Below are 779 nucleotides of genomic sequence, written 5' to 3'. Positions count from 1 at the left end.
CTTTGAGCTTTGGATTGATAAAACGCCAACCCATGGTGGTGTCTTCAATCTTTTGACTACGCCCAAATGCACTGTCTGATTTCCCCATCACAAAGGGTGCACGGCTCATGCTTTCGACACCACCCGCAATGATCAGATTTGCTTCACCCGCTTTAATCGCACGTGCAGCCATGGCAATGGCATCTAAAGATGAACCACAAAGACGGTTCACTGTGGTTGCCGGAACTTGATACGGTAAACCTGCTAACAGCGCAGACATACGACCGACATTACGGTTATCTTCACCTGCTTGATTGGCACAGCCATAGATCACATCATCGACTTGTTGCCAATCGACCGTTGGATTGCGTTGCATTAAAGCTTGAATCGGAACTGCACCGAGATCATCAGCACGAACAGGTGCTAAACCACCTGCATAACGACCAAATGGGGTACGAATCGCATCAATGATATAAGCGTTTTTCATATTCTTACACTTCCATATTTCAATCTGTTGTGATCACTGCCACAAATTACGGGTTTGGTCATACTTCCTTTGCGTAGGCAATGACTCACTTTTGACAGGGCAAAAGTGACAAAACCCATTGTTGAACAGAGGAGGCTTCCTTGCCTCCCTGTTCAACGGGCGACATCCATGTCGCCTATCACGATAGTAAATTAGGGGAAACGTTTTACGGCAGTGCTGATTTTATAGATGAGTCGCATCAATCAATTGAGCACCCGTCAAAGCCTGTAGTTCGTCAAAGCTCAGACCATCCACTTTCTCAATCACTTTTAAA

The 779-nt window shown here is 45.8% G+C and carries 1 protein-coding gene and 1 pseudogene; both read right to left on the bottom strand.

The features are described from left to right. A partial coding sequence (locus EXE30_RS15735; RefSeq protein ID WP_265937118.1) for a thiolase family protein occupies positions 1-466 on the bottom strand: 466 nt, incomplete at its 3' end. 222 nt (positions 467-688) lie between these two features. Further along, positions 689-779 (bottom strand): annotated as a pseudogene (locus EXE30_RS15730) (3-oxoadipate CoA-transferase); the annotation flags it as partial.

Origin of the sequence: Acinetobacter halotolerans (genome assembly GCF_004208515.1) — a bacterium.
In the GTDB taxonomy this organism is placed as follows: domain Bacteria; phylum Pseudomonadota; class Gammaproteobacteria; order Pseudomonadales; family Moraxellaceae; genus Acinetobacter; species Acinetobacter halotolerans.
This window is presented reverse-complemented; position numbering and strand designations above follow the sequence as displayed.